The 19,427-nt window shown below is 60.1% G+C and carries 22 protein-coding genes; 9 read left to right on the forward strand and 13 right to left on the reverse strand.

The window, feature by feature from the left end:
• Nucleotides 1–61 precede the first annotated feature (61 nt).
• Nucleotides 62–700: a class I SAM-dependent methyltransferase gene (locus PSAKL28_RS07140; RefSeq protein WP_038608350.1), complete on the reverse strand. Its 639-nt coding sequence runs from the start codon at nt 698–700 to the stop codon at nt 62–64.
• 471 nt (nt 701–1,171) lie between these two features.
• Here PSAKL28_RS07140 and PSAKL28_RS07145 point away from each other — a divergent pair, with 471 nt between their 5' ends.
• Nucleotides 1,172–1,498, forward strand: coding sequence for a ComEA family DNA-binding protein (locus PSAKL28_RS07145; RefSeq protein ID WP_038608353.1), 327 nt, complete (start codon nt 1,172–1,174; stop codon nt 1,496–1,498).
• Between the two features lie 142 nt (nt 1,499–1,640).
• Nucleotides 1,641–2,435 (forward strand): SDR family NAD(P)-dependent oxidoreductase, encoded by a 795-nt coding sequence (locus PSAKL28_RS07150; RefSeq protein ID WP_038608355.1) that lies wholly within the window; start codon nt 1,641–1,643, stop codon nt 2,433–2,435.
• Nucleotides 2,436–2,465: 30 nt separating this feature from the next.
• Here PSAKL28_RS07150 and PSAKL28_RS26750 read toward each other — a convergent pair whose 3' ends face one another.
• Nucleotides 2,466–2,633 carry a DUF2897 family protein gene (locus PSAKL28_RS26750; RefSeq protein WP_075226451.1) on the reverse strand — a complete coding sequence of 56 codons (168 nt, stop codon included), beginning with the start codon at nt 2,631–2,633 and terminating at the stop codon, nt 2,466–2,468.
• Between the two features lie 179 nt (nt 2,634–2,812).
• Here PSAKL28_RS26750 and pyrF point away from each other — a divergent pair, with 179 nt between their 5' ends.
• Complete coding sequence (pyrF, locus tag PSAKL28_RS07155) at nt 2,813–3,514, forward strand: orotidine-5'-phosphate decarboxylase (protein ID WP_038608358.1); 702 nt, start codon at nt 2,813–2,815, stop codon at nt 3,512–3,514.
• A gap of 113 nt (nt 3,515–3,627) precedes the next feature.
• On the opposite strand, the gene PSAKL28_RS07160 is transcribed toward pyrF, so the two are convergent.
• Nucleotides 3,628–4,632, reverse strand: coding sequence for an NADP-dependent oxidoreductase (locus tag PSAKL28_RS07160; protein ID WP_038608361.1), 1,005 nt, complete (start codon nt 4,630–4,632; stop codon nt 3,628–3,630).
• 230 nt (nt 4,633–4,862) lie between these two features.
• Between PSAKL28_RS07160 and PSAKL28_RS07165 the strand changes: the two genes are divergently transcribed.
• On the forward strand, nt 4,863–5,624 hold the full coding sequence (locus tag PSAKL28_RS07165; RefSeq protein ID WP_038608364.1) for an SDR family oxidoreductase: 762 nt from the start codon (nt 4,863–4,865) through the stop codon (nt 5,622–5,624).
• Nucleotides 5,625–5,628: 4 nt separating this feature from the next.
• On the opposite strand, the gene PSAKL28_RS07170 is transcribed toward PSAKL28_RS07165, so the two are convergent.
• Nucleotides 5,629–6,468, reverse strand: a complete 840-nt coding sequence (locus PSAKL28_RS07170) for a hypothetical protein (RefSeq protein WP_038608367.1) — start codon at nt 6,466–6,468, stop codon at nt 5,629–5,631.
• Between the two features lie 107 nt (nt 6,469–6,575).
• Entirely contained in the window at nt 6,576–7,739 is a 1,164-nt protein-coding gene (locus tag PSAKL28_RS07175; protein ID WP_038608370.1) for an MFS transporter, read from the reverse strand.
• 113 nt (nt 7,740–7,852) lie between these two features.
• Between PSAKL28_RS07175 and PSAKL28_RS07180 the strand changes: the two genes are divergently transcribed.
• Entirely contained in the window at nt 7,853–9,235 is a 1,383-nt protein-coding gene (locus PSAKL28_RS07180; protein WP_038608373.1) for an aminotransferase-like domain-containing protein, read from the forward strand.
• A gap of 82 nt (nt 9,236–9,317) precedes the next feature.
• On the opposite strand, the gene PSAKL28_RS07185 is transcribed toward PSAKL28_RS07180, so the two are convergent.
• Complete coding sequence (locus tag PSAKL28_RS07185; RefSeq protein WP_038608376.1) at nt 9,318–10,511, reverse strand: benzoate/H(+) symporter BenE family transporter; 1,194 nt, start codon at nt 10,509–10,511, stop codon at nt 9,318–9,320.
• Between the two features lie 145 nt (nt 10,512–10,656).
• Here PSAKL28_RS07185 and PSAKL28_RS07190 point away from each other — a divergent pair, with 145 nt between their 5' ends.
• Complete coding sequence (locus PSAKL28_RS07190) at nt 10,657–11,259, forward strand: glutathione S-transferase family protein (RefSeq protein WP_038608379.1); 603 nt, start codon at nt 10,657–10,659, stop codon at nt 11,257–11,259.
• A 77-nt stretch (nt 11,260–11,336) separates the two neighbouring features.
• Here the strand turns inward: PSAKL28_RS07190 and PSAKL28_RS07195 are convergent, their stop codons facing one another.
• From PSAKL28_RS07195 to PSAKL28_RS07215, 5 genes are all read right to left on the reverse strand, one after another.
• Entirely contained in the window at nt 11,337–11,708 is a 372-nt protein-coding gene (locus PSAKL28_RS07195; protein ID WP_038608382.1) for a glutathione S-transferase N-terminal domain-containing protein, read from the reverse strand.
• Nucleotides 11,709–11,767: 59 nt separating this feature from the next.
• Nucleotides 11,768–12,313, reverse strand: coding sequence for a GTP cyclohydrolase I FolE (gene folE, locus PSAKL28_RS07200; RefSeq protein ID WP_028943701.1), 546 nt, complete (start codon nt 12,311–12,313; stop codon nt 11,768–11,770).
• A gap of 69 nt (nt 12,314–12,382) precedes the next feature.
• Nucleotides 12,383–12,940 carry a Smr/MutS family protein gene (locus tag PSAKL28_RS07205; RefSeq protein ID WP_038608385.1) on the reverse strand — a complete coding sequence of 186 codons (558 nt, stop codon included), beginning with the start codon at nt 12,938–12,940 and terminating at the stop codon, nt 12,383–12,385.
• Between the two features lie 52 nt (nt 12,941–12,992).
• Nucleotides 12,993–13,313: a hypothetical protein gene (locus PSAKL28_RS07210; protein ID WP_038608388.1), complete on the reverse strand. Its 321-nt coding sequence runs from the start codon at nt 13,311–13,313 to the stop codon at nt 12,993–12,995.
• Between the two features lie 76 nt (nt 13,314–13,389).
• Nucleotides 13,390–13,980 (reverse strand): cysteine hydrolase family protein, encoded by a 591-nt coding sequence (locus PSAKL28_RS07215; protein ID WP_038608391.1) that lies wholly within the window; start codon nt 13,978–13,980, stop codon nt 13,390–13,392.
• A gap of 190 nt (nt 13,981–14,170) precedes the next feature.
• On the opposite strand from PSAKL28_RS07215, the gene prmB reads away from it, so the two are divergent.
• Nucleotides 14,171–15,079, forward strand: a complete 909-nt coding sequence (prmB, locus tag PSAKL28_RS07220) for a 50S ribosomal protein L3 N(5)-glutamine methyltransferase (RefSeq protein WP_038608394.1) — start codon at nt 14,171–14,173, stop codon at nt 15,077–15,079.
• Nucleotides 15,080–15,160: 81 nt separating this feature from the next.
• Here the strand turns inward: prmB and PSAKL28_RS07225 are convergent, their stop codons facing one another.
• The gene (locus tag PSAKL28_RS07225) at nt 15,161–15,949 is read right to left on the reverse strand and encodes a hypothetical protein (protein WP_038608398.1); all 789 of its coding nucleotides are present in this window, start codon (nt 15,947–15,949) and stop codon (nt 15,161–15,163) included.
• Nucleotides 15,950–16,055: 106 nt separating this feature from the next.
• Complete coding sequence (locus PSAKL28_RS07230) at nt 16,056–17,018, reverse strand: alpha/beta hydrolase (RefSeq protein ID WP_038608401.1); 963 nt, start codon at nt 17,016–17,018, stop codon at nt 16,056–16,058.
• Nucleotides 17,019–17,151: 133 nt separating this feature from the next.
• On the opposite strand from PSAKL28_RS07230, the gene aroC reads away from it, so the two are divergent.
• Nucleotides 17,152–18,243: a chorismate synthase gene (gene aroC / locus PSAKL28_RS07235; RefSeq protein WP_038608404.1), complete on the forward strand. Its 1,092-nt coding sequence runs from the start codon at nt 17,152–17,154 to the stop codon at nt 18,241–18,243.
• A 38-nt stretch (nt 18,244–18,281) separates the two neighbouring features.
• Nucleotides 18,282–19,427, forward strand: a complete 1,146-nt coding sequence (locus tag PSAKL28_RS07240) for an MFS transporter (protein ID WP_038608407.1) — start codon at nt 18,282–18,284, stop codon at nt 19,425–19,427.

A 19,427-nucleotide genomic window follows, 5' to 3' on the forward strand; every position in this document is an offset into this window, starting at 1 on the left:
TGATGCTCTCTGGTGCTAGTTTTAAAGCCCATGCTCTTTAGTGTCGAGTTACAGTTGCTTGTTATTTTGTTAGTTCTGAATATAAATTTATTTTATATTCGTTTTGCTCGGCTCTAGTTTCAAGATGTTCGAGTTCTTTATGGAGTGACTCTCCGTATGACACAGGATGGTACTCCCGGTATCCGATGTAGGAGGCCATTGTTTTAAGACTCTCATGCGTAAAGAAGTGGACGTGGCCCCATCGAGTGTAAGCGGAGTCTTGATTTTCAAGGATGCTTTCGTAGTTGGGCTTGTTGAAATGAACATTCATCACGCCATCCAACCCTGGAGTAGACAGTCGAAGAATACCGCCAGGCTTCAGGGTTCGATAAACCTCAAATAGGAACAATATCGCATCCTTTTGTTGGATGTGTTCGACAAAGTCCTCGCAAAAAGCATAGTCAAAATAGTTGTCAGGGAATGGGTGGCGATCAAGAATGTTTAATTTGTAGACATTTTCCGCAACATTTCTTGGCACTCCCCCAAAATGCGTGAAGTTCCAGATTAATGCATCATCGAAAAAGTCAACGTTAAGCCACCCCTTGAAAGCATTCAGCCCACAGGCATACTGAATTTTCTTAGATATTGGGGTCTTTTCGTCGATTTGAAGTGGTGTGAAGCCTTCCAGCGGAATCAGATCTGCAGCATCGTAACTGGTCATCCCGTGAGCCTCGCTAATTGATTAGCTGAAAAACCATAGCATGGCATTGAGTTTCGCGCGCGCAGCGCACGAAATATTTGAAACGAGATGGCACTCTGCCGGTAATACGAGCCAATCTACCGCATTCCGCTAACCAGCCAGCGGCTTTGCCATGTAACCGAGCCATGACGCTACCCGACGCCTAAGCCGAAAAGACGCGCCTCTACCCAGGTACATGGCCCCCATAAACTCCACAGCCACAAGGAGGGTAACGATTTAGGGGGCTGTGGAGTGAGCAGCTTCAGGACTGCAAGGTCTCGTAGTCTTCCGTCGCCCTGATACGCTCAGCGTGCCTGTACTTGCTCCCGGGCTTCGTCCGATTTGGTAATGAATCCACGGTATCTGGTTGGTTGACGCCTCCCCTAAGCGTTCTATGTTTCAAAGGCAGCCAAGGAAAAGCTGCCTTTACATTTAGCCAAGGAGTATCACCCCATGCGCAACACCGTCCTGTCCTACCTGCTACTTCCTCTGTTCGCCAGCGCATCCTTTTCGTTGAGTGCGGCACCGGCAACAGAGACTGTGACAAGCCCGGTGCCTGTCGTGGCTACGCAACAGACCGTCGCACGGCTGGACCTCAACACCGCCGACGTTCTAACCCTGCAATCCACCCTGTCCGGCATCGGCAAAACCAAGGCCGAAGCTATCGTCGCATACCGCGAAGAGCACGGCGCCTTCACTACGGTGGATGAGCTGCTGGAGATCAAGGGCATCGGTAAGGCCCTGCTCGATCGCAACCGCGACAAGCTCACAGTCAACTAGCGCTCCCAGAAAGGCCGGTCAATGACCGGCCTTCTTGTTTCGGTATGCCTTTGGTCGGCCGAATTTGTATAAATATTACGATGGTAATATTTTTCTTTAAACAGATTCATCCTTCCCTAGGTAGTCCCAGGAGATCACCGTTATGTCAGCTTCCTCGGTAACCCCTACCGCGCTCGTCACTGGCGCGTCTTCCGGAATCGGTGCGGTTTATGCCGAGCGTCTGGCTGCTCGTGGTCACGACCTGCTGTTGGTCGCACGGGACCAACAGCGGCTTGACGCCTTGGCAGCTGATCTACAGGCCCGGCATGGCATCAATGTCGAGGTATTGTCGGCAGATTTTGCACAAGCGGCAGATCTGGCCCGTGTCGAACAGCGTTTACGCGATGACCAGAGCATTGGTGTGTTGGTCAATAACGCCGGTATCGCCATGAATGGCACCTTGGCGGACGCTACTGCTGCGCAGATCGATGCGTTGGTGGCGCTCAACATTGTGGCGGTAACACGTCTGGCGTCGGCCGCGGCCGCCCAGTTTGGCAAAGCCGGCCGCGGCACCATCATCAACATCGCCTCGGTCGTTGCTCTGGCGCCTGAGATGTTCAACGCGGTGTACAGCGCGAGCAAGGCCTATGTACTGAGCCTGACTCAGACGCTGCAAGGTGAGTTGAAAGAGAAGAATGTACAGGTTCAGGCGGTGTTGCCGGGTGTGACCCGCACCGAGATCTGGGAGCGCTCGGGCCTGGATGTCGCACAGATCGATCCGCAGATGGTTATGGAAGCAGGAGAGATGGTCGACGCGGCGCTGGCGGGGTTGGACAGCGGGGAGTTGGTGACCATTCCGTCGCTGCCTGATGCCGCGCACTGGCAGGCTTTTATCAAGGCACGCGATACACTGAGGCCAAATCTGTCGCGCAGTTCTGCCGCAGCACGTTACAAGTGATGCTGTGAGCCAGCCAGATAGCAGGTGGGCTCAACGATCCTGCGCATCCTTGGCATCCATTTCAGCATTGCGTTCCTGCACGCGCTTGAGCTGCTCTTCAGTCAGGGGCAGCTTTTTCGCGGTATCACGCAGCAGCATCAGGCCACCGACGATGGAGCCTATCGCGAGCACCAGGATCAACCAGGCATACCAGGGCATGTAATTCTCCTTCAGAGCGGCGAAAGATGTCGCTCCTGTTAAGTTGGAGCCAATGCATCATTCATTGGTTCAATTATAGGGGCGCCGCCGCTGGCGGGCCAATTCGCGATCATTGGCCCCCATAAACCGCGACTTCGTTTACAATGCGCGCCGTTCAAGACTTGCCAAGAGACCCGCCCATGTCCGCCTGCCAGACGCCCATCATCGTCGCCCTGGATTTCCCTACCCGTGACGCCGCCCTGAAACTGGCGGATCAGCTCGATCCGTCCCTGTGCCGGGTCAAGGTCGGCAAGGAGCTGTTCACCAGCAGCGCATCGGGCATTGTCGAAACCCTGGTCGAGAAGGGCTTCGAGGTGTTCCTCGATCTGAAATTCCACGACATTCCCAACACCACTGCCATGGCTGTTAAAGCCGCTGCGGAGATGGGTGTATGGATGGTCAACGTCCACTGCTCCGGTGGCCTGCGCATGATGTCGGCCTGCCGCGAGGTGCTGGCCAAGCGCAGCGGTCCACAACCGCTGCTGATCGGTGTGACTGTGCTGACCAGCATGGAGCGTGAAGACCTGGCCGGCATTGGCCTGGATATCGAACCGCAGGAGCAGGTGCTGCGCCTGGCAGCACTGGCTGAAAAGGCTGGCATGGACGGTCTGGTGTGCTCTGCCCTGGAAGCGCCGGCGCTGAAGGCTGCGCATCCGTCGCTGCAACTGGTTACCCCGGGTATTCGTCCGGCAGGCAGTGCCCAGGATGACCAGCGTCGTATCCTGACCCCGCGTCAGGCGCTGGACGCCGGTTCCGATTACCTGGTGATCGGTCGCCCGATCAGCCAGGCTGCCGACCCGGCGCAGGCGCTGGCCGCGGTGGTTGCAGAGATTCGCGCTTGATTTGATGCTGGTGGGGGTTCCAGTGAGTGGGAGCGGGCTTGCCCCGCGATGCGATCTACCTGATACCCGCAATCGCGGGGCAAGCCCGCTCCCACAGAAGCCTCCCACCGTTATTAGACTTTCAGTACCAGCTTGCCGAAATTTTCCCCGCTGAACAGCTTCAACAGCGTCTCGGGGAAGGTTTCCAGCCCTTCGACCACATCTTCCTTGCTCTTCAGTTTGCCGGTTGCCAGCCAGCCGGCAATTTCCTGTGCGGCCTTGCCGTAATTGGCGGCATGGTCCATCACCACGAAGCCTTCCATTCGCGCCCGGTTGACCAGCAGTGACAGGTAATTGGCCGGACCTTTGACCGCCTGCTTGTTGTTGTACTGGCTGATGGCACCGCAAATCACCACCCGTGCCTTGAAATTCAAGCGGCTGAGCACGGCATCAAGAATGTCGCCGCCGACATTGTCGAAGTAGACGTCGACCCCTTTCGGGCATTCACGCTTGAGGCCTTCGAGGACATCCTCGGCCTTGTAGTCAATGACGCCGTCGAAGCCCAGCTCGTCTTTCAGGTACTGACATTTCTCTTTGCCCCCGGCGATCCCGACCACCCGGCAACCTTTGATCTTGGCAATCTGTCCGGCAATGCTGCCTACTGCACCGGCGGCTCCGGAGAGCACCACGGTGTCACCTTCCTTGGGAGCGCCGACGTCGAGCAGGGCGAAGTAGGCGGTCATGCCGGTCATGCCCAGGGCGGACAGGTAGCGCGGCAGCGGTGCCAGTTTCGGATCGATCTTGTAGAAGCCCTGCGGTTCGCCGACGAAGTAGTCCTGCACACCGAGGGCACCATTGACGTGGTCGCCGACGGCGAAGCCGGGGTGTTTCGAGGCGATCACTTCGCCGACGCCCAAGGCGCGCATGACCTGGCCAAGAGCCACTGGCGGAATGTAAGACTTGCCCTCGTTCATCCAGCCGCGCATGGCCGGGTCCAGGGACAGGTAGAGGTTTTTCACCTGTACCTGGCCTTCGCCGGGTTCACCGAGTGGTATCTGTTCGAAGTTGAAGTCGTCACGGCTGACTGCTCCGATCGGGCGTTTGGCGAGCAGGAAGCGGCGGTTGGTCTGGGCGGTCATGGCAGGGGCTCTCGCATGAAGGGCAAAGTGTGTTGATAGACCCTCACAGGCATTCCGGCAAGGTTTACCCGCTTGGCGAATGCATTACGATCCACACGCGTGATTCAGCATTATCCAGATAATCACCCGAACCGATATCGCTTCAACCGGCACCCTGATGATGCTGCCAATCCGTGCTGCCGGCCGCCTAGACTCCAGGCACTGACCTCACTTTGTTGCAGGAGCTAGCGATGAGCATGACTTTTTCCGGCCAGGTTGCCCTGGTCACTGGCGGCGCGGCGGGTATCGGCCGGGCGACGGCCTTGGCATTTGCCGCCGAAGGTTTGAAGGTGGTGGTTGCCGATCTAGACGCTGCAGGCGGCCAGGGGACGGTCGATCTGATCCGCGCCGCAGGGGGAGAGGCGCTGTTCGTAACTTGTAACGTTACCCGCGAAGCCGATGTGCAGCAGCTGCTCGCTTGCACTGTCGAGGCTTATGGGCGTCTCGACTATGCCTTCAACAATGCCGGCATCGAAATCGAGCAAGGCCGCTTGGCCGAAGGCAGCGAAGCCGAGTTCGACGCGATCATGGGCGTCAACGTCAAGGGGGTGTGGTTGTGCATGAAGTACCAGCTACCGCTGTTGCTGGCCCAGGGCGGCGGTGCGATTGTCAACACCGCGTCGGTGGCCGGGCTCGGCGCGGCGCCGAAAATGAGTATCTACAGCGCCTCCAAGCATGCGGTGATCGGTCTGACCAAGTCGGCGGCGATTGAATACGCCAAGAAGAAAATCCGCGTCAACGCCGTCTGCCCGGCGGTGATCGATACCGATATGTTCCGCCGTGCCTATGAGGCCGATCCGCGCAAGGCCGAGTTTGCTGCAGCCATGCACCCCGTAGGGCGTATTGGTAAGGTCGAAGAGATCGCCAGCGCGGTGCTGTACCTGTGCAGTGATGGCGCCGCGTTCACCACCGGCCATGCCCTGGCGGTGGATGGTGGGGCGACTGCGATTTGACGTGCTAGCCTGCTTTTAGCTGCCCCGTGAGAAACACTGTGCGTCGGTCTTTGCGGCCGACGTGTTGATGTTTGCTGAGCTCATAGCAGGGCGTGAAGCGCTCTCGGTCGATATCGGGATAATCAGCCAGCGCCGCATCGACCAGTTCGTCGTAGCGAGCCTCGGTGATAAAGCGGTAGATCTCGCGGAAGTAGAAGAAGCCGAACTGAAAGCCGAGGGTCTCGCTGAGGAAATCGGTTGGCCGACAGAAACAGTTTTCCAGGTCGATGGCCTGGGCCGGTGCCGACAGTTTGTCGGGCAACATCACGTTGGCAGCCCACAGGTCCATATGGCTGACACCTTGCTGGTGCAGTGAGTGCAGCAGTTCGAAGGCGCTGACAATCAACGTTTCAACCTGTTTCGGATTGGCGTTGACCCACTCCCAGCCATCGGTATGACCCGCTAGCAAGCCCGTGATAATGATGAAGTCATCCATCAGACCAAGACGGTCCCTGGAGTAACCAAAGCCAATCAACGGCGCAACCCGGGCGCCGCGTTTGTGCGCTTCGGCGGTATTGACCAGCTCTTCGATCACCCAGTCATTCAGGCCTTGGCGTTTGCTGCCACCAAAGGCCACCCGCAGCTTTTTTTTCAGCGAGTCCAGGGGCTGGCGTTTGGTGAATAGCGCGCTTCGGCTACAGTCCAGCGGCGCGCTGATGCGCTTGGTCGAGCCCTGCTGTTCTACCAGACGCTGCAACGCATGAGCGGTGAAGGTGGCGGGAGGTGCTTTGAAGTGTAGTGTGGAACGACGGTGGTTGAGTGTGTAGGAAAACTCATTCACCAGATCCTTGCATCCGCGCGTCACTGCTGCACATCCATAATGTCAAAATGCTATCGTCAAGGAAATGTAACATTTCCTACAGAATTTTACATTTTTTTCACGTTGTTTTCACCGCCGTAAGCGCCCGTTTTTCACTGGGCTGTTGGCTGACTTTGCAGGTGTTGGCAGTGCCAGAACAGGCGTACAGCAACCAATAGGCAACCAATCAGCAAGCCGGCGCCAAATACCAGCAGGGCAACCCTGGAACCCAGACGGTCAGCCAATAGTCCGGTAAAAATCACCGGCAAGCTGAAGCCCAGGTAAGCAAGCAGAAAAAAGCCTGCGCTGGCGCGGGTTTTTTCGGCCCCTGCAAGCATGTTTACCGCCGACAATCCACCCAGATAGACAAAGCCATAGCAGGCACTGCTGGCGGCCACCGTCCCGAGCAGCACGGCGACCAGTTGACCGCGATCAGCACCCCAGGCCAGCAACGCATAGCTGCAGGGCAATACCATCAAGCCGAGCAAAGTCGCTTTGTCAGGCGCCATACGCCGGGCCAGTGGCTGGAACAACAGGCCGCAGCTGATCACGCAGAAGGTCGAGAAGCCGGACCAATCGGCCAGGCCGTGTTGTTTGAGGATCGACGGCAGCAAGGCGATGACCAGACCGACGCAGGCCCACGCCAGCAGGATCGCCAGGCCATAAGGCAGGCTGCCTGCGGGATAGCTGGGCAGGCGTAGCCACGGGCCCTGGGTATCGCGACGTTGATCGGGAAGACGCCACACCGCCAGCAGGGCCAGGCCAGCTAGTAGCAGGTGCAAGTAGAAGCTTTCAGGTGTCAGGCTCGGCCCACGCAACAGGAACAGACTGGTCAACGCAGCGCCAAGGCCAAAGCCCAGTGAGGTACTGGCAGTGACCCACGTGGCCGCACGCTGATGGTCGCCGTTGTGCATCAGTTCACTCATGTAGGCGGTGCCCGTCGCCGAGGCCAGCGCTGTGCCGATGCCCAGCAGCAAGCGTGCCAGCCCCAGTGCTTCCAGGGTTGGCGCCAGCAGCATCAGCAGGGTGGCCAGCATCGACAAGCCCAGGGTGACGATGATCAGGGGGCGCCGCCCGACCCGGTCCGCCAGGCCACCGAGCAGCAACAGTACCGGCACCACACCGACGACATAAGCTGAAAAAGCCAGCGCCGTGGCTGCGGCACCGGTTCCGGAAAGCTCGGCATAGGTCGTATACAGGGGAGCCTGCAGGTTGACCGCAAAAGTGATCAGGCACAGGGCGAAGGCCAGCAGGGCAGGGGAACGCTGGGTGGGCATAGTGGGCTCCTTTTCGATACCGTGACTATCCGGTGACCACCAAGGACTCTCAAGGCACACTGGCCGGGGATTTGTGATTAACTGTTCGGACAAAACTACCGAACACTTTGCCCATGAACCTGACACTTGACCGTCAATCCTCCACGCCATTGGTCCAGCAGGTCACGGATCAGTTGCAGGGCTGGATCGAACAGCAACGCCTGCGTCCCGGCAGCCGCCTGCCATCGATCCGCCAGTTGGCGCGCGAGCAGGGCATCAGCCAGTCCTGTGTGATCGAAGCTTATGACCGGCTGGTGGCGACGGGTTTACTGGAGGCTCGGCATGGTGCCGGCTTTTTTGTCGCTGAACAGCGGCTAAGTGCTGCACTGGTTGATCAGCCATTTCGCGATGAAACCTTTGCCAATCGCTGGCAACAGTTCAGCGATGCCCCGGTCGATCTGCTCAATCTGTGTTGTGGCTGGGTGCCTTCCAGCTGGCGCGCTACCGAAGCGATCGCCCAGGCTGTGCGTCACGTCAGCCGTGGGCCGGTGGAAGATCTGCTCGACTACTGTCCACCGTTGGGGCTGGCCAGTTTGCGCGCTCAATTGCACAAGGTCCTGGGGCAGATCGGTATCCAGGTCAGTCCCCAGCAGATCCTTACGACCCAGGGCGCCAGTCATGCTCTCGACTTGCTGGTGCGAACCCTGCTCAAGCCTGGTGACAAGGTCGTGGTGGAAAGTCCGGGGTACTACAACTTGTACAACCTGCTGCGCCAGCATCAGATCGAAATGCTGCTGGTGCCACGTACCGCCGCAGGCCCGGACCTGCAAGTACTGGAAGACCTGCTCAAGCGCCATCGGCCGCGTTGCCTGTACATCAACAGTCTGTATCACAACCCCACTGGCAGTAGCCTGACCCCAAAGGTGGCTTACCGCTTGCTGGAGCTCGCTCGTGAGCATGATGTACAGATCATCGAAGACGATATCTATGCCGACTTTCAGGACGGTGCAGTAACGCGTCTGGCCACCCTGGACGCCGAGCAGCGGGTAATTTACCTCGCCAGCTTTTCCAAGACCTTGAGCAGCTCGTTACGCGTCGGCTACCTGGTGGCGGAACCCGCACTGGTCGCCCGCCTGGCCGAACTGAAGATGGTTGCCGGGCTGGGTACTTGCCGGTTCAGCGAGCAGGTGGTGGCACAGATGCTCGCCAGTGGTTCGTACCGCAAAAGCGTGGCGCGCCTGCGTCCGCGCCTGGCGCAGCACATGGCCAAGGCGCTGGGGCAACTGGAAGCCAGCGGCTGGCAGGTATTTACCGAGCCTTATGGCGGGATGTTTGTCTGGGCGCGCTGCCCTGGTTGGGATTTCGCCGCGCTCAATCGAGAAGCATTGGCTTGTTCGGTGCTGCTGGCGCCGGGCAGTGCATTTGATCCGCAGGGGGCTGCCAGTGACTGGTTGCGGATCAATGTCGCCTACGTTCAGGACCAGCGCGCCCAGGCGTTCTTCCAAAGCACCAGATGAACCGGTGGGAGCGGGCTTGCCCCGCGATTACGGGTGTTAGACACATCGCATCGCGGGGCAAGCCCGCTCCTACAGAAGCACTTCAGGCACTTTTGCGCCAGTTGAGAATCATCAGCGTCAACACCCCGGCGACAATCCCCCAGAACGCCGAGCCGATCGAGAACAGGGTAAAGCCCGACGCGGTGACCATGAAGGTAATCAACGCCGCTTCGCGCTCTTTGGCTTCATTCATGGCAACCGTCAGGCCGTTCATGATCGAGCCGAACAGCGCCAGGGCAGCAATCGACAGCACCAGCTCTTTCGGCAAGGCCGCGAACAGGGCGGCCAGGGTGGCACCGAATATGCCGGCGACGCCATAGAAAATCCCGCACCAGACCGCTGCTGTATAGCGTTTTTTCGGGTCTTCATGGGCGTGCGGGCCGGTACAGATCGCCGCGCTGATCGCCGCCAGGTTGATGCCATGTGAGCCGAAGGGCGCCAATACCAGCGAGGCCAGGCCGGTCACCGAGATCAGGGGTGAGGCCGGCACCTGATAGCCGTCGGCCCGCAACACGGCAACGCCCGGCATGTTCTGAGAGGTCATGGCGACCACGAACAGTGGAATGCCGATGCTGATGGTGGCAGCCAGGGAAAAGCTTGGGGTGGTCCACACCGGGGTTGCCACCTCCAGGCTGAAACCACTGAAATCCAGCAGGCCCATGGCACCGGACAACGCGGTGCCCACCAGCAACGCGGCGAGCACGGCATAACGCGGCGACAGGCGCTTGATGATCAGGTAACTGAAGAACATCCCCAGCACCAGCGCGGTGCGGTGCTGGGCGGCAATGAAGATTTCGCTGCCGATCTTGAACAGGATACCGGCCAGCAATGCCGATGCCAGTGAGGCTGGAATGCGTTTGACCAGGCGTTCGAAACTGCCGGTCAGGCCGCAGATCACCACCAGCACGGCGCAGGTGATGTAGGCGCCGATGGCTTCACCATAGCTGACGCCGCCAAGGCTGGTGATCAACAGCGCCGCCCCCGGGGTCGACCATGCCACCGTCACCGGCGTGCGATAGCGCAATGACAGGCCGATGCTGCACACTGCCATGCCGATCGACAGGGCCCAGATCCACGATGAGATTTGCGCGCTGGTCAAACCGGCTGCCTGGCCAGCCTGGAACATCAATACCAGGGAGCTGGTGTAGCCGGTCAGCATGGCAATAAAACCTGCGACCACGGCCGAGGGTGAGGAGTCAGCCAAAGGGCGCAGTTGCGCGGAAGTGGCATCGGGCATGGGGCATTCCTTGTTCTAGGTGTAAGCAGATTTTGCAGACTAACGCGCAGGCTTGCCTTTCTTGCCATACAGCAGGCATTGCATTTAGCCGTACAGTCGCCAACTATGGGGGCGGGTACGATTCAGCCATTGAGTGGGGGGAGAGATGTACAAGGTTTACGGTGATTACCAGTCGGGTAACTGCTACAAGGTCAAGCTGATGCTGCACTTGCTTGGTCTGCCTTATGAATGGCATTCGGTGGATATCCTCAAGGGCGAGACGGAAACCCCGGCGTTTCTGGCTATGAACCCCAATGGCAAGGTGCCAGTGCTGGAGCTTGAAGACGGCACCTACCTGTGGGAATCCAACGCGATCCTGAACTTTCTCGCCGATGGCACCGAATTCCTGCCCAGCGAGCCGCGCTTGCGCACCCAGGTGCTGCAGTGGCAGTTCTTCGAGCAATACAGCCACGAGCCGTACATAGCCGTGGCGCGCTTCATCCAGTTTTACCTGGGTCTGCCGCAAGAGCGCCTGGAGGAATACAAGACCCTGCACAAAGGCGGCTACAAGGCTTTGCGGGTGATGGAGAAGCAGCTGCAGCTAACGCCTTATCTGGTCGGCGACCGCTACTCGATTGCCGATGTTGCGCTATACGCCTACACCCATGTCGCCCAGCAGGGTGGTTTTGACCTGGACGCCTATCCGGGCATTCAGGCATGGCTGGATCGGGTCGCCAGCCATCCCCGTCATGTGACTATGATCGGGTAAACACTGTGGGAGCGGGCTTGCCCCGCGATTGCGGTCTGTCAGCCACATCGCAATCGCGGGGCAAGCCTGCTCCTACCTTACACTGCCGAAAAACGCTTGTTGAGGTAATCGATGATCACCTTGGATTCGTACATCCAGGTGGTCTTGCCGTCTTCTTCAATACGCAGGCACGGCACTTTGACCTTGCCACCTTCATTGAGCAGTGCCTGGCGATCCTGTTCGTTGTTTTTCGCATCGCGCAGGGCCACCGGCACGTTCAGGCGGTGCAGGGTGCGGCGGGTTTTCACGCAGAACGGGCAGGCGTGGAACTGGTACAGGCTCAAGCCCTTGGCCTGTTGCTCGACCAGCGCCTGGGTGGCCGGTTCGCGTTTGAGTTTGGCCGGGCGGCTGATCCAGTCACCGAACACAATCAACTGACCCAAGCCGACACGCAGTGCTTTGACGATCATGGCAACTCCTAAGAATAAAAAAAGCCGACCACGAAAGGTCGGCTTGCAGTCAGGCCCGATTACTTGATCAGGCTGAGAAACTCGCTGCGGGTCGCGGCATTTTCACGGAATTCGCCGAGCATCACCGAGGTGATCATGGTCGAGTTCTGTTTTTCCACGCCGCGCATCATCATGCACATGTGCTTGGCTTCGATGACCACCGCCACGCCCAGGGCGCCGGTGACCTTCTGGATCGCCTCGGCCACCTGGCGGCTGAGGTTTTCCTGGATCTGCAGGCGACGTGCGTACATGTCGACGATCCGCGCAACCTTGGACAGGCCCAGGACCTTGCCATCGGGGATGTAGGCGACGTGAGCCTTGCCGATGAATGGCAGCATGTGGTGTTCGCACAGCGAGTACAGCTCGATGTCCTTGACCAGGACCATTTCGCTGTTATCGGAGCTGAACAGTGCGCCGTTGGTCACTTCTTCCAGGGTTTGTTCATAACCGCGGCAAAGGTACTGCATGGCCTTCGCAGCCCGCTTGGGCGTGTCGAGCAGGCCCTCGCGGGAGACGTCCTCGCCGAGCTGGCCGAGGATAGCGGTGTAGTTCTGTTCCAGGGACATGGATCTACCTGTGGGATTTATCGCAAACGCGAAGGGTACGGCGGCTGTGGCGGCGCTGCAAGTACGGCGTTACTCGTCACGGCCTTCGAGCATGGTTCGTTTGAGCATCACGTACACCGCCCCGGTACCGCCATGACGGGCCTGGCACGAGGTAAACCCCAGTACCTGCGGGTGTTGGCGCAGCCAGGTGTTGACGTGACTCTTGATCATCGGCTTCTTGCCATCCAGGCGTACGGCCTTGCCATGGGTGACGCGCACGCAGCGTACTTCGAAGCGGGTGGCCTCGGCGAGGAACGCCCAGAGGGTTTCGCGGGCTTTTTCCACGTTCATGCCGTGCAGGTCGAGGCTGCCCTCGAAACCGATCTGGCCGAGCTTGAGCTTGCGCATCTGGCTTTCCTGGACGCCGTCACGGCTCCAGTGCAGGTCGTCTTCGGGGCCTACATCGATGACAAACTGGTCCGACAAGCCATCGACCACATTCTGGTCGCTACGTACCGTCGCGGCCTGACGCAGGCCGGCCAGTTGCTTGCGGTCGGCTTTGGGTTTGCCGATTTCGGCGCGATCATGCTTGATCGGCTTGACGCCGCGCATCTCGCTTTTGAACAGGGAAAAATCGTCGTCTTGCATGTAAGCCTCCGCCTGGGCGGCGTAGTTTACGCGACTCCCCCGCAGGTTGCAGTCAATCGTGTTTTTTCATCAGGTGGGGCGACAGGTTCAGCTCACGGCTGCGGCGCAAGCGCAGACGGCTGCGGCGCCAGAACCAGATGCCCAGGTACAGCAGCACCAGGCCGCCTGCGAGTACGACTGCGGCACCCGCGCGGTTGGCGTTGAGCTCGGCCAGTGCTTCAAGGTTGCCGAGCAGGCTGGCGGCGCCGGCCATGACCAGCAGCACGCCAAGGGTGGCCAGCAGCGCCGAAAAGGCGGCTGCCAGGCGTGCGCCCCAATTGCGTGGCTCACGCTGGCGCAAGCGCTTGGCATCGAAACCGTCGGACAACTTCATGCCGATTTCCTCTGTGGATATCCGGATGTTGACCGAAATAGCGCAAGGTGGTTCCGCCAGCCCGTCGGATGACCGATCAGATCAGGCTGCTGGTCGGGGCCACACAAGCGAAGTTGTCGGCCATGATCGCCATTTCGCTTTGCTGGATCTGTGCAGCGGCAATGATCCCTCCCTTGAACGGCAGGTCGCGGGTAGCGCAGGCATCCTCGATCAGGGTGCAACGGTAACCATAGTCCTTGGCCCGGCGCACGGTGGTGCTGACGCTGGAATGGCTCATGAAACCGCAGACGATCAGGTCCAGGTGCCCGTACTTCTGCAGGGTCTCATGCAGGGTGGTGTTCTTGAAGGCATTGGGCATGCGCTTTTCGATGATCACTTCATCGCCTTGCGGTTCAAGGCCTGGAATGAACTCGCCGCGGGGCCCCTGTGGGTCGAACAGGCCACCGACGGTGCCAAGGTGGCGCACGTGGATGATCGGGCGACCGGCCTTGCGCGCGGCTTCGAGCATTTTAGCGATGTTCGCCACAGCCTCGTCCATACCCGACAGCGCCAGAGGACCGCTGAGGTACTCTTTTTGCGCGTCGATAATGACCAGGCTGGCATTGCTGAGCTTGGCGGGTGGATAGCCACGGCCGCTAAGGTGGAACATCGTCGTTGGAACAGACATCAAGGGCTCCTTTGGATAGGGCTTTTCAACCTATTGTCCCCTGCCTGAGCACTTATGTGAATGGCTTCGCGTACAAGCAGCGTCGTTAGTGGCCTGCAGCCATGTCGGCGAAACACTTACAGGCGGTTTTGACGAACCTTTTCTGTGATCGGGCTGTTAGAATTGCAGGTCGTCTTTCAAGGAGTCTGTTGTGATCACTTCTCGCCTGCGCACCCTGCGCGATCATATCCGTTGGGCTGTCAGCCGTTTTCATGAGCATGGCCTGTTTTTTGGACATGGTGCCGACAACGCCTGGGACGAAGCACGGCTGCTGGTGCTCGGCTCGGTGCATTTGCCCTGGGAGGTTGCCGACAGCTATCTGGACTGCCAGCTGGAAGACGACGAACTGGTGCACCTGCAGCGCTTGCTCAAGCGCCGCATCGAAGACCGCGTGCCGACCGCCTACCTGTTGGGCGAGGCGTGGTTCTGCGGTCTGGCCTTTATCGTCGACGAGCGCGTGCTGATTCCGCGTTCGCCCATTGGTGAGCTGATCGAAAAACGTTTCGAGCCGTGGCTGGCCAGCGAACCTGCGCGCATTCTCGACCTGTGCACCGGCTCCGGTTGCATCGGTATCGTCAGTGCCGAGGTATTCCCTGAAGCTGAAGTGGTGCTGGCCGATCTGTCGTTCGAAGCGCTGGAGGTGGCCAACCAGAACATCGAGCGTCATGGCCTGGAAGAGCGCGTCTATACCGTTCAGGGCGATGGCTTCGACGGTTTGCCAGGGCAGCGCTTCGACCTGATCCTGTCCAACCCGCCGTATGTCGATGCCGAGGATTTCGCCGACATGCCGGATGAGTACCACCATGAGCCGGAACTGGGCCTGGCCTGTGGCAACGACGGCCTGGACCTGGTGCGGCGCATGCTGGCCGAAGCGGCGGATCACCTGACCGAGAAGGGCTTGTTGATCGTCGAAGTCGGCAATAGCCAGGTGCACGTCGAAGCGCTGTACCCGGAAGTGGACTTTGCCTGGCTGGAGTTCGAGCGCGGTGGGCACGGTGTATTCATGTTGACGGCGGAGCAGTGCCGGCAGCATCAGGGCCTGTTTGCTTCAAGGGTGTAATGGCTGAATCAATCGCGGGGCAAGCCCGCTCCCACAGGGATGAATTAAACCCTGTGGGAGCGGGCTTGCCCCGCGATGCTTTTAGTGGGTCGCAATCCAGATCAGCAGTCCGGCCTGGAATACCGCAAAGGCCACCAGGCAAGTGATGGTGAAGCGCAGGCCACTGTCTTCGCGACGGTACTTGCTGACCCGCTCGTCACGCTCGCGCAGTTGCGCTTCCTTTTCCTGCAGATTCTGTTCGGCCTGCTGGAGCATCTGCGCGGCATCGAGGATTTCCACGCGCTGCACCTTGTCAGCATTCCAGCCGCCCTTGAGCTCGCCGACCTGTGCGTCGACGTAGCGCCCCTTGAGGTGCTGGGCATCGGCGTATTCGACTTCCAGGCCATGGCTGTGCAACAGATGGTCACGGCGCAGGCGGGTGTCCTCGTTGAGGGCGTCCTTGTTGGCCAGCGCGGCACCTTCGACCCGGTAGTGCGACCACTTGCGCTGCGCCCAGCTTACGGCCTGGGCCAGCAGGAAGCGCCCCAGCCCTCGGTTCAAAGGCTCGATCTGCAGGCCGCTATCAGGGCCGATTCGCACGTGCTTTTGCTGATGATCGACCCAGATGTCCAGATGGTTCTGTTCCTTGCGCACCTTTTGCCCGGGCAACTGGATGCTCATGCGCAACAGGCTGATGTCTTTGTTGTGGCGCTCGGCATAGCCGTACTGAACGAAGCGCAGTGGTCGTGCACCACTGTTGCGGTCAGTCGGCAGCGGCGCCAGGCGCAGCATCTGGAAATGTTCCGCAGTCACCTCGGCCCACGGCAGCGGCGCGGGTTCCGGCACGGCCTCTGGGGTTTCGGGGGCATCCTGGGGGGCGGCTTCAGTCATCACGGCAATCCTCTTGTGCACAGCAAGCTGGACACAATCACGATGCCAGCATCGGCTTATCGGCAGAATCGTCCGGGACTGGAGGCGCAATTTCGCTGAAATTCGCTCAGGCAGCGGGCAGCCTGTGGATAAAGTCGACGACGCGGGTGCCCAGTTCAGCGGCCTGCGGTAATTTCGGGTTCAGATAGCTGTCACGTTGCTGGCTCGCCGCTTGCGGGGCAATCCTGAGCATGTGGTTCATGCCCTGGATCAACGCCAGCTCGGCATCGGGCTTGGCAGCCTTGAGGCGTTCGGCATTGCTGACATCGACCTGAACATCATGGGTGCCCTGGATGATCAGGGCCGGCACTTTCACCTGAGCGAATGCCGCTGCCGGGTCCTGGCGAAACAATGAAATCAGGTACGGCTGAACCGACGGGCGCAGCACGTCCTGCAAGGGCCGAGGGATGTTCGAGGCAGTGCGTCCGGCCTTGAGGTTATCCAGCACCTGCGTCACCTGCTCGTTATAGCGGTCCGGGATTCGCCCTGCGAGTTGCGCGCGAAACACCTCGTCGATCGGCCGACCGCTGCCGGCCACGCTGATCACCGCGCTGGCACCGCTTGGCCCAGCAGCCAGGCTGGCAATCAGCGCGCCTTCACTGTGCCCCAGCAGAATCAACTGACCGAAGCGCGGATCGGCCTTGAGTTTATGACTCCAGGCCACGGCATCGGCGACATAGCGTTCAACCGTCAGGTCGCGCTCATCCGGTGTCGCTGTCTGGCTGGCGGCCACGCCGCGCTTGTCATAACGCACACTGGCAATACGGTTCTTGGCCAGCACCAGGGCCAGTTGCCGGAGGTTGTCGGTGTGGGCGCCGTCCGGGCTGTTGCCGTTGCGGTCAGTGGGGCCGGAGCCGGGGATGATCAGCACCACCGGTGGCGGTTGTTCAGTGCGCGGCAACAGCAGGCTGCCGTACAGCGTGCCGCTACCGGTATCGAGACTGATCGGGCGTTGCAATACAGTAGGGGCGCCAGCGTGCACCAGACCGCTGAACAGCAGGGCGATTACCACGAAAACGCGCAACATCATCAGGCCACTATCGAGGAGTTGGCTTTTTGACCGGTGCCTGGGCAGAAGGTTCGCTGTCAGGGATGAACTGAATGGTTAGCCTGCGTATACTGGCGGCCTTGTTCAAATCAGGCTGATTCGCGGAGCGTCCTGCATGTCCGGCAATACCTACGGCAAGCTGTTCACTGTCACCACCGCTGGCGAAAGCCATGGTCCGGCGTTGGTCGCCATTGTCGACGGCTGTCCGCCGGGCCTGGAAATTTCCCTGGCCGACCTGCAGCACGACCTCGACCGGCGCAAGCCCGGCACCAGCCGGCACACCACCCAGCGTCAGGAAGCCGATGAAGTCGAAATCCTTTCCGGGGTTTTCGAGGGCCGCACCACCGGTTGCGCCATCGGCCTGCTGATCCGCAACACCGACCAGAAGTCCAAGGACTACTCGGCGATCAAAGACCTGTTCCGCCCGGCCCACGCCGACTACACCTACCACCACAAGTACGGTGAGCGTGACTACCGTGGCGGTGGCCGCAGCTCGGCGCGGGAAACCGCCATGCGTGTGGCTGCAGGCGCGATTGCCAAGAAGTACCTGGCCAGCCAGGGGATTCGCATTCGCGGCTACATGAGCCAGTTGGGTCCGATCGAGATTCCGTTCAAGACCTGGGAATCGGTAGAGCAGAATGCGTTTTTCAGCCCCGACCCGGACAAGGTGCCGGAGCTGGAGGCTTACATGGACCAGCTGCGCCGTGACCAGGATTCGGTCGGGGCGAAGATCACCGTGGTCGCCGAAGGCGTCATGCCGGGCCTGGGCGAGCCGATCTTCGACCGCCTGGATGCCGAGCTGGCGCATGCCTTGATGAGCATCAACGCGGTCAAGGGCGTGGAGATTGGCGCAGGTTTCGCCAGCGTGGCGCAACGCGGCACCGAGCACCGCGACGAAATGACTCCCGAAGGTTTCCTCAGCAACAACGCCGGCGGCATTCTCGGCGGGATTTCTTCCGGTCAGCCGATTGTTGCTCACCTGGCCCTGAAGCCGACTTCGAGCATCACCACCCCGGGTCGTTCGATCGATGTGCACGGCAACCCGGTTGAAGTGATCACCAAGGGCCGTCACGATCCGTGCGTGGGCATCCGCGCCACGCCGATCGCCGAAGCGATGATGGCAATCGTGCTGATGGACCACCTGCTGCGTCATCGTGGCCAGAACGCCGATGTACGCGTGAGCACACCGGTGCTGGGCCAGCTGTAATGCCATCACCTGGCAAACGCGCCGCGGCCTGCTGAGCTGTGGCGCCCATTCCCTACTGGCGGCTGTCCAGCTTCTACCTGTTCTACTTCGCCTTGCTCGGTTCTACAGCGCCTTTCCTGGCGCTGTATTTCCATCACCTGGGGTTTTCCAGCGCGCGGATCGGCGAGCTGGTGGCCATCCCCATGCTCATGCGTTGTGTCGCGCCCAATCTGTGGGGCTGGCTCGGTGACCGCAGTGGTCGGCGCCTGCTGATCGTACGCCTGGGGGCGCTGGCGACCCTGCTGAGCTTCTCGCTGATTTTCTTCGCCAAGAGCTATGCCTGGCTGGCGCTGGTCATGGCCTTGCACGCGTTCTTCTGGCATGCGGTGTTGCCGCAGTTCGAGGTCATCACCCTGGCCCATTTGCAGGGCCAGACCGCACGCTACAGCCAGATCCGCCTGTGGGGCTCGATCGGCTTCATCCTCACTGTGGTCGGTCTGGGGCGGCTGTTCGATGGGCTGAGCCTGGATGTGTATCCGCTGGCGCTGGTGATCATCATGGCCGGCATCGTCCTTGCCAGCCTCTGGGTGCCCAACGCCCAGCCACCCGGGCAGAACGAGCGTAGCCAGGGTGGCTTTCTCAAGCAATTGAGCAGCCCCGGCGTGGCTGCGTTCTATGTCTGCGTGGCGCTGATGCAGCTCAGTCACGGGCCTTACTACACCTTTCTGACCCTGCACCTGGAGCATCTGGGCTACAGCCGTGGTGTCATCGGTATGCTCTGGGCCCTGGGCGTGGTCGCCGAGGTGTTGATGTTCCTCGGCATGAGCTGGATTCTGGCGCGGGTCTCGTTGCGTCGGGTGCTGATGGCCAGTTTCGTCCTGGCAGCCCTGCGTTGGCTGCTGCTGGGTAATTTTGCCGAACACCTGGCGGTGTTGCTGTTCGCCCAGGTCTTGCACGCCGCTACGTTCGGCAGCTTCCACGCCGCAGCCATTGCTTTTGTGCAACGTAGTTTTGGCGCCCGTCAGCAAGGCCAGGGGCAGGCTCTGTATGCTGCCCTGGCGGGAACCGGCGGCGCCTTGGGCGCCCTGTATTCCGGCTATAGCTGGAATCTGCTGGGCGCAGCTACCACCTTTAGTATTGCCAGCGTCGCAGCGCTGGCTGCAGCCGTTATCATTGCGATCCGAATGAAAGAAGCCGAGAACTAG

This window comes from Pseudomonas alkylphenolica (assembly GCF_000746525.1).
In the GTDB taxonomy this organism is placed as follows: Bacteria; Pseudomonadota; Gammaproteobacteria; order Pseudomonadales; family Pseudomonadaceae; genus Aquipseudomonas; species Aquipseudomonas alkylphenolica.

What these genes read in the sequence shown, in the direction of transcription:
- PSAKL28_RS07140 (WP_038608350.1), bottom strand. Translation starts at nt 700, where the DNA reads ATGACCAGTTACGATGCTGCAGATCTGATTCCGCTGGAAGGCTTCACA.
- PSAKL28_RS07145 (WP_038608353.1), top strand. Translation starts at nt 1,172, where the DNA reads ATGCGCAACACCGTCCTGTCCTACCTGCTACTTCCTCTGTTCGCCAGC.
- PSAKL28_RS07150 (WP_038608355.1), top strand. Translation starts at nt 1,641, where the DNA reads ATGTCAGCTTCCTCGGTAACCCCTACCGCGCTCGTCACTGGCGCGTCT.
- PSAKL28_RS26750 (WP_075226451.1), bottom strand. Translation starts at nt 2,633, where the DNA reads ATGCCCTGGTATGCCTGGTTGATCCTGGTGCTCGCGATAGGCTCCATC.
- pyrF (WP_038608358.1), top strand. Translation starts at nt 2,813, where the DNA reads ATGTCCGCCTGCCAGACGCCCATCATCGTCGCCCTGGATTTCCCTACC.
- PSAKL28_RS07160 (WP_038608361.1), bottom strand. Translation starts at nt 4,632, where the DNA reads ATGACCGCCCAGACCAACCGCCGCTTCCTGCTCGCCAAACGCCCGATC.
- PSAKL28_RS07165 (WP_038608364.1), top strand. Translation starts at nt 4,863, where the DNA reads ATGAGCATGACTTTTTCCGGCCAGGTTGCCCTGGTCACTGGCGGCGCG.
- PSAKL28_RS07175 (WP_038608370.1), bottom strand. Translation starts at nt 7,739, where the DNA reads ATGCCCACCCAGCGTTCCCCTGCCCTGCTGGCCTTCGCCCTGTGCCTG.
- PSAKL28_RS07180 (WP_038608373.1), top strand. Translation starts at nt 7,853, where the DNA reads ATGAACCTGACACTTGACCGTCAATCCTCCACGCCATTGGTCCAGCAG.
- PSAKL28_RS07185 (WP_038608376.1), bottom strand. Translation starts at nt 10,511, where the DNA reads ATGCCCGATGCCACTTCCGCGCAACTGCGCCCTTTGGCTGACTCCTCA.
- PSAKL28_RS07190 (WP_038608379.1), top strand. Translation starts at nt 10,657, where the DNA reads ATGTACAAGGTTTACGGTGATTACCAGTCGGGTAACTGCTACAAGGTC.
- PSAKL28_RS07195 (WP_038608382.1), bottom strand. Translation starts at nt 11,708, where the DNA reads ATGATCGTCAAAGCACTGCGTGTCGGCTTGGGTCAGTTGATTGTGTTC.
- folE (WP_028943701.1), bottom strand. Translation starts at nt 12,313, where the DNA reads ATGTCCCTGGAACAGAACTACACCGCTATCCTCGGCCAGCTCGGCGAG.
- PSAKL28_RS07205 (WP_038608385.1), bottom strand. Translation starts at nt 12,940, where the DNA reads ATGCAAGACGACGATTTTTCCCTGTTCAAAAGCGAGATGCGCGGCGTC.
- PSAKL28_RS07210 (WP_038608388.1), bottom strand. Translation starts at nt 13,313, where the DNA reads ATGAAGTTGTCCGACGGTTTCGATGCCAAGCGCTTGCGCCAGCGTGAG.
- PSAKL28_RS07215 (WP_038608391.1), bottom strand. Translation starts at nt 13,980, where the DNA reads ATGTCTGTTCCAACGACGATGTTCCACCTTAGCGGCCGTGGCTATCCA.
- PSAKL28_RS07225 (WP_038608398.1), bottom strand. Translation starts at nt 15,949, where the DNA reads ATGACTGAAGCCGCCCCCCAGGATGCCCCCGAAACCCCAGAGGCCGTG.
- PSAKL28_RS07230 (WP_038608401.1), bottom strand. Translation starts at nt 17,018, where the DNA reads ATGATGTTGCGCGTTTTCGTGGTAATCGCCCTGCTGTTCAGCGGTCTG.
- aroC (WP_038608404.1), top strand. Translation starts at nt 17,152, where the DNA reads ATGTCCGGCAATACCTACGGCAAGCTGTTCACTGTCACCACCGCTGGC.